The sequence below is a fragment of the Acinetobacter sp. UBA6720 genome, from assembly GCF_002454215.1.
Classification (GTDB): Bacteria; Pseudomonadota; Gammaproteobacteria; order Pseudomonadales; family Moraxellaceae; genus Acinetobacter.
Genome location: NZ_DKIK01000035.1, coordinates 1 through 6,577 on the forward strand (window position 1 = coordinate 1; position 6,577 = coordinate 6,577).

At 43.0% G+C, this 6,577-nt stretch carries 6 protein-coding genes; 4 read left to right on the forward strand and 2 right to left on the reverse strand.

Features of this window, described 5'->3' with window-relative positions; all coding sequences use genetic code 11:
* Nucleotides 1-64: 64 nt before the first annotated feature.
* The 3 genes from B4F08_RS03050 (at nt 65) to B4F08_RS03060 (ending at nt 3,424) form a co-directional block, all read left to right on the forward strand.
* Nucleotides 65-1,375 (forward strand): D-alanyl-D-alanine carboxypeptidase PBP6B, encoded by a 1,311-nt coding sequence (locus B4F08_RS03050; RefSeq protein ID WP_086210215.1) that lies wholly within the window; start codon nt 65-67, stop codon nt 1,373-1,375.
* 126 nt (nt 1,376-1,501) lie between these two features.
* The gene (locus B4F08_RS03055; RefSeq protein WP_086210216.1) at nt 1,502-2,803 is read left to right on the forward strand and encodes an NAD(P)/FAD-dependent oxidoreductase; all 1,302 of its coding nucleotides are present in this window, start codon (nt 1,502-1,504) and stop codon (nt 2,801-2,803) included.
* A 138-nt stretch (nt 2,804-2,941) separates the two neighbouring features.
* On the forward strand, nt 2,942-3,424 hold the full coding sequence (locus tag B4F08_RS03060; RefSeq protein ID WP_058951812.1) for an FKBP-type peptidyl-prolyl cis-trans isomerase: 483 nt from the start codon (nt 2,942-2,944) through the stop codon (nt 3,422-3,424).
* Between the two features lie 64 nt (nt 3,425-3,488).
* Here the strand turns inward: B4F08_RS03060 and B4F08_RS03065 are convergent, their stop codons facing one another.
* On the reverse strand, nt 3,489-3,767 hold the full coding sequence (locus B4F08_RS03065) for an acylphosphatase (RefSeq protein WP_291373084.1): 279 nt from the start codon (nt 3,765-3,767) through the stop codon (nt 3,489-3,491).
* On the reverse strand, nt 3,764-5,233 hold the full coding sequence (locus tag B4F08_RS03070; protein WP_291373086.1) for an NAD(P)H-hydrate dehydratase: 1,470 nt from the start codon (nt 5,231-5,233) through the stop codon (nt 3,764-3,766). The genes B4F08_RS03065 and B4F08_RS03070 overlap by 4 nt, the downstream gene beginning before the upstream one ends.
* 22 nt (nt 5,234-5,255) lie before the next feature.
* On the opposite strand from B4F08_RS03070, the gene queG reads away from it, so the two are divergent.
* On the forward strand, nt 5,256-6,350 hold the full coding sequence (gene queG, locus B4F08_RS03075; protein ID WP_291373088.1) for a tRNA epoxyqueuosine(34) reductase QueG: 1,095 nt from the start codon (nt 5,256-5,258) through the stop codon (nt 6,348-6,350).
* Nucleotides 6,351-6,577 lie beyond the last annotated feature (227 nt).

Consider the following 6,577-nt stretch of genomic DNA (forward strand, 5'->3'; position numbering starts at 1 on the left):
AGGCATAGCATTTGCAGCTGTTTTCGGTTTAAAAGTCACGGAATGGCTTAGTTAGGGAATTTCATTGAAAGCTGTCATCTACTTTATCGCTACACTCTTCGCCTTGTGTTCAAGTTTCACTCAAGCCGCATTGCTCAACATTGTTCCTGAAACAGTTGAAGCTCAAGCTTGGACCGTTTTTGACAGCCAATCAGGGCAAGTCATTGCAGAACACAATAGTCATGTGCAGCGTGCTCCTGCTTCACTTACCAAAATGATGGTTGCCTACATTGCACTGAAAGAAATTAATGCAGGAAAACTAAACAAAAGCGAAATTCTTACCGCGACACCTGTGGTTAGTACGGTGATGTGGGATGAGTCGCAAATGTATTTAAAACAAGGTGAACAGATTTCAGTTGATCAGCTTTTAGCGGGTTTAGTGGTGATGTCGGCCAATGATGCAGCGGTGACTTTGGCAGAACGTATTTCTGGTGATATTCCTCACTTTGTGGCACGAATGAACCAAGAAGCCAAAGCACTGGGAATGACTGAAACACATTTTCAGAACCCAGCAGGTATTACCATGCCCGAACACTATTCGACTGCACATGACTTAGCGCTGTTAGGTCAAGCCTTAGTGAATGAAACACCCGACTATTTGTACTATTCAAAACAGCAAAGTTTTAGTTATAACCAACGCTTTCACCGTGCGACCAATCTTCTGTTAAAACAAGACCCAACAGTCGATGGCTTAAAAACGGGTTATACCAAAGCAGCGGGATATAACCTAGCCCTAACAGCGAACCGCCCAACAATGAACCCTGAAAACCCAAACCGTCGTTTGGTGGTGATTGTATTAGGAACGCAAAGTGCAGCAAAACGTGCAGAGGTTGCGCACAATCTCATGAATTTGTCTTATACCTACACACGCAACGAAGTTGCGCTGAAGGATAAACAAATCATTGCGGAACTTCCCGTTGTCAAATCAACTTTGAAAATTTTCAAAGTCGAAAGCAAACAACCGAAAATTGTGACCACATCATTGTACGATCAACCTTATGCAATTGATTTACATGCCTTTGATCAAACCAATCAACGTATTATGCTCAATACAGGCAATGGTACAATCCAACCGATCGCACCTTTAGAATCGACTAAAACACATTTTAATATAGAAGTTTTACAGAACAAACTAACTGCACCACTTGCAGAAGTAATGCAACTGGCTAAAGTTCAGGTTTATCAAAATAACCAGCTTATTCAAACTTTTACTATAGAAGATGACGTACATATTGAAGAAGCCAATATTTTCCAGAGACTCATGATCTGGTTCAAAAATCTGTTTCCATTTTTATCGAGCGATGAACCTCAGGCCAAAACCTATACTCTAGGCTAGGTTTAAAACATATCTTGAGTTTTATACTTTATGTAACTTGTAAGACAATCTAATTATCATTAAATCAAGAAGATGGCATATTCAATGTCATCTTCTTTTTTTTAATAATAAAATAGGTTGCTTCATATGGCTGTACAAACAGAACAAGTGCCACACCATATTGTCATTATTGGTGGCGGTGCAGGTGGTCTAGAGTTAGCAACACAACTCGGAGACAGCTTAGGAAAATCCAAACAAGCAAAAATCACCCTTGTCGATCAAAACCTGACGCATATCTGGAAACCGTTATTACATGAAATTGCGGCTGGTACACTCAACCCTAGTGTTGAAGAAATCAATTACTTTGCCCATGCCTCTAAACATCATTATGAGTTTGTTTTGGGTCGTTTTGTCGGCTTAGACCAAGAACATAAACAAGTAAAACTTGAAGCACGCCAATATGCCAAACAAAGCAGTGAAACCACGCAGTTTGAACTCAACTACGACAGCTTAGTCCTTGCAGTTGGTTCGACCTCTAACGACTTTGCGACCGAAGGCGCTAAACATTACTGCCATTTCCTCGACAGTCGCCAACAAGCTGAAATTTTCCAGCAAGACCTTCTACATTTGTATTTAGATGCACAAAACCGTCCCGAAACACGTGCACTCAATATTGCTATTATTGGTGCAGGTGCCACAGGAGTTGAGCTTGCTGCCGAATTGGTCCATGCGAAAAGCACCTTTTTTAAATACGGTCTCAATAAAATTGACCCAAACAAAGTGAAAGTCACCTTGATTGAAGCAGCGGATCGTCTTCTTCCCGCCCTATCCACCAAAATGGCAAATCACACTCATGCGCAATTGGAAAAGCTTGGTGTTGAAGTCCTCACTCATCACCGTGTTGCAAAATTAGATAAAGACCATATTTATTTTGCCGATGGTCAACAAATTGATGCTGATTTAAAAGTTTGGGCGGCAGGTATTAAAGCACCTCAAGTTTTAAATAGCCTTGAAAGTTTCCAAAAAGATAAGATTGGTCGCTTAATCGTCTACGCGACATTGCAAACTCGTACTGATCCCAATATTTTTGCCTTTGGAGACTGTGCGCACTGCCAACCTGCTGCCGATGAACCAGTTCTTGGCCCACGCGCCCAAGTGGCTAGTCAACAAGCTGCCTTTTTGGTTCGAGCGCTCAAAGCGCGCATTCACGGTCAGTCTTTGCCGATGTTTAAATTTTCTGACAAAGGTTCTTTGGTTTCCCTCAGCCAATATAAAGCAGTCGGCGAACTCCTTGGACAAGTCAATGTGCAAGGCGTGCTGGCAAAATCCATGTATGTTTCTTTATATCGACTCCATCAAGCGACCCTACATGGTTATACTCAAGCTGGATTAATGACCGCAAAGGATCTGATGAATAAAAAAGTCGGTCCAAAAATAAAATTGCATTGAAATCTAAAAATGTGTCCCCACTAATAAAAAAACGCCATAAGAACGTGGAAAATGCAGTTTTTTACTAAATTTAGTCTACAAAAGCTGCTTTTCACTTTATGATATACCCCTTAAATTCTAAATGAATGGACGAAAAACATGACTGCTATCGCAAATGATCACGTGGTTTCTTTCAACTACAAATTGACTAACGCAGAAGGCGAAACGCTAGACCAATCACAAGGTGAACCACTTGCATATTTGCACGGCGCAGGTAACATCATCCCAGGTTTAGAAAATGCATTGCTAGGCAAAACTGTAGGTGAAAAATTCACTGTTACTGTTCCTGCTGCTGAAGGTTATGGCGAATACAACCCTGAACTTGTTCAAGAAGTTCCAGCGCAAATGTTCCAAGGCGTTGACAACATCCAAGCGGGTATGCAGTTCCAAGCTCAAACTGATGATGGCGTTCAAATCGTAACTGTAAAAGCAGTTGAAGGCGAAAACGTAATTGTTGATGCGAACTTCCCACTTGCTGGTCAAGACTTAACTTTCGAAGTTGAAATCGTAGAAATCCGCGATGCAACTGAAGACGAATTACAGCACGGCCATGCGCACGGTGCTGGTGGTCACCATCACTAAGATTTAACACGCTTAGAAAAAAGGCGGAAGTTTAACTTCCGCCTTTTTTATTTTGAATACTTAGTCATTCGCGACGTATTTCAAAAGCGGTAAATGATTGCTGTTCTGAAACCAGTTCTACGATGACTACATCCTTGACTAACGCATGAGTTGGCCCGACTTTAGCAAAATTCACCAGTTCGGCAACCGTACCATCATCACCCAAAAGCAATGCTTCAACTGCACCTGAATCTCGATTCAGTACATAACCCTTTAAGCCTAAAGCAACAGCATGTTGTGCAAACCAACGTCGATATCCGACACCCTGAACTTTTCCCGATATGGTTAGTTTTACTGCTTTCATACCGTATGCTCTCGGTTCACGACCGTATAAATAGCCTGACTCATATGCTGTGCTTGTAAACCACGCTCACCTTGCTGAGCCAAAAGGTCGCCTGCTTGGGCATGTAAAGTCACAATTTGATGTAACGCAATGTCATCTTGCAACTGTGCTTTTAAACTGGCAATCATGCCTGCCAATACATCCCCCATTCCACCTGTCCCCATCCCCGGATTACCTGCGGTACAAATCCAAAGTTGCGTATCTAAAATCAAGCTTCCTGAACCTTTCAGCACCCATTGCCCTGCATATTTTTCTTGTAGAGCATAAACAGCTGAAATGCGGTCAGATTCTACCGCCAAAGTAGTTATGCCCAGTAAAGTCGCCGCTTCTCCCGGATGCGGTGTTGCGTAGACCTGTTTACCAAGCTTTACTGGCTTTGAGGCCAAAAACCATAAGGCATCTGCATCTAGCACCACCTGTAAAGCACTGATCTGAATGAGTGGAAACCATGCCTCAAACTGCTGTTGAGCCCACGAGTCTCGTCCCAACCCCATACCAAAACTGACTGCATCCACATGTGCCAGCAACGCTTCACGCTCTTGGAGCGACATTTGGTTAATATCGCGCAGCATAATATTCGGTGCACGGGCTAAAATTGCAGTATGGTGTTTTGCATCACACACCACCGTCACCTTACCTGCACCCGCATGAAAGGCAGCTTCTGCAGCCAGCATCACTGCACCGCCCATCTGTGCATGCCCTCCAATCACAAGTACATGCCCATAACTTCCTTTATGCCCAAAGGCTTGACGCGGTACAAGCTGCACATGCAGTGGAGCAAGTGTCGCTAAAGGCTTTAATTCGCTGTCTACGGGAAGCAGTGAAATAAGCGTGACTTCCCCTGCAAAAGCCTTCCCCTGACCAGTAAACAAACCAGCCTTTAAGCCTAGAGCCGTAAAGGTATAATCAGCGACAATAGCACAAGGTAAAGCCTGCCCCGTGTTGGCTTGTAAACCACTCGGAAGGTCGATGGCAATTTTTAAACCTGCTTGTCTATTGATTTGCTGAATCACTGCTTGCCAGTCTGAACTGAGTTCACGGTTTAAACCAATCCCAAACAAAGCATCAATATACGCATCATAAGCACGTTGAAAAGCAAAGCCTGTATGAATCACTATCCCCTGTTGCACAGCCGCTGCATGTGCTTGTTGCAGTGATGTAGATGCACCCAAAGCCGCTGCATAAATTTCAACATCATAACCTTGCGCGGCTAGATAAGATGCAATTAAGTAACCGTCACCTGCATTGTTGCCTTGACCACAACACACCGCAACGCTTTTGACTTGCTGCTGTTTAAGCCTAGGCAGTATATGTTCAGTTGTTGACCATGCGACTTGTTGCATCAACCCATAAGCACTATTTTGCTGCGCGAACCAACGCCCTTCCCATGCTTGAATCTCGCTGCTGTGGTACACTTGCTGATGCATGATTTTTCCTTTGTTCTTGGTTATGACAACATCCACATCTTCCTCAAAAATCCCTGTAGATCAATATGATCCAGAGCAGCTTAAGGCTTGGATTAAAGCTGAGGCGCTGGCTTTGGGGTTTTCTGATTGTGTCATCGCCAAACCAGATGCTCAAGTTGAATTGCCGCGTTTTAAAAAATATTTAGAGCTTGGTTATCATGGTGACATGCATTTCCTTGCTGAAAACTTAGAAAAACGTGCAGATCCAACCCTGCTTGTTCCAGGCACCAAAAGTATTATTTGTGTGCGTATGGATTATTTAGTTGCCGTGCCTGAACCCCGTCTTGTGCCTTTTGCACCAAATAGTGCCATTATTGCGCGTTATGCACGTGGACGTGACTATCACAAAGTCATGCGTGGACGTTTAAAGACCCTTTCGCAGAAAATCAAAGCCAAAGTTGGCGATTTTGAATCTCGCCCCTTTGCAGACTCGGCACCCATTTTTGAAAAATCATTGGCTGAAAATGCAGGTATGGGCTGGGTGGGTAAACACACCTTACTCATCCATAAAACATCAGGCTCATTTTTTGTCTTAGGCGAACTCTTTACCTCTTTAGAGTTACCTTTTGACCAAGCAACGACCAAACACTGTGGCTCATGTAGCGCATGTATTGATATTTGCCCGACTCAAGCGATTGTTGAACCTTATTTGCTAGATGCACGTAAATGCATTGCCTATTTAACTATTGAGTTCCAAGGCATTATCCCTGTAGAACTACGCCGTGGTATTGGCAACCGCGTGTTTGGTTGTGACGACTGTCAGCTCATTTGTCCGTGGAATAGTTTTGCTAAAACCACACCAATTGATGATTTTAACCCCCGTCATGGCTTAGACGATATTCAACTACTCGATCTTTGGCAATGGGATGAAAGTACCTTTATGGCAAATACCGAAGGGAGTCCTCTGCGGCGAACAGGCTATCAAAGCTTTATGCGTAATGTTGCGATTGGTTTGGGCAACGCACCATTTTCAGATGAAATTTTGCAACAATTACACACTTATCGCTCAGAGCTTAACGATATTGTGCAAGTCCATATCGACTGGGCCATCCAAGAGCAACTGATGAAAAAGTCGTAAAACTTGCTTCGAACACCCTCCATCCAAAAGGGTTTAATCAAACAGCCAGTTGCTTGCATAATTTTATCTATTTTATCTATTTAGCCGCATTTTCAACACATCCACAGATTCATAGAAATAGAATTTTGCAGCCAAATTTCGAGAAAAGTGCTCAACTTTGCAACTATTTCCATAATCTCATAAAAAGATAAAATTAGAAAAACAATCGGGAGATACTATTAAAACTG

Coding starts and splice junctions, on each gene's coding strand:
- B4F08_RS03055 (WP_086210216.1), top strand. CDS start 1,502: ATGGCTGTACAAACAGAACAAGTGCCACACCATATTGTCATTATTGGT.
- B4F08_RS03060 (WP_058951812.1), top strand. CDS start 2,942: ATGACTGCTATCGCAAATGATCACGTGGTTTCTTTCAACTACAAATTG.
- B4F08_RS03065 (WP_291373084.1), bottom strand. CDS start 3,767: ATGAAAGCAGTAAAACTAACCATATCGGGAAAAGTTCAGGGTGTCGGA.
- B4F08_RS03070 (WP_291373086.1), bottom strand. CDS start 5,233: ATGCATCAGCAAGTGTACCACAGCAGCGAGATTCAAGCATGGGAAGGG.
- queG (WP_291373088.1), top strand. CDS start 5,256: ATGACAACATCCACATCTTCCTCAAAAATCCCTGTAGATCAATATGAT.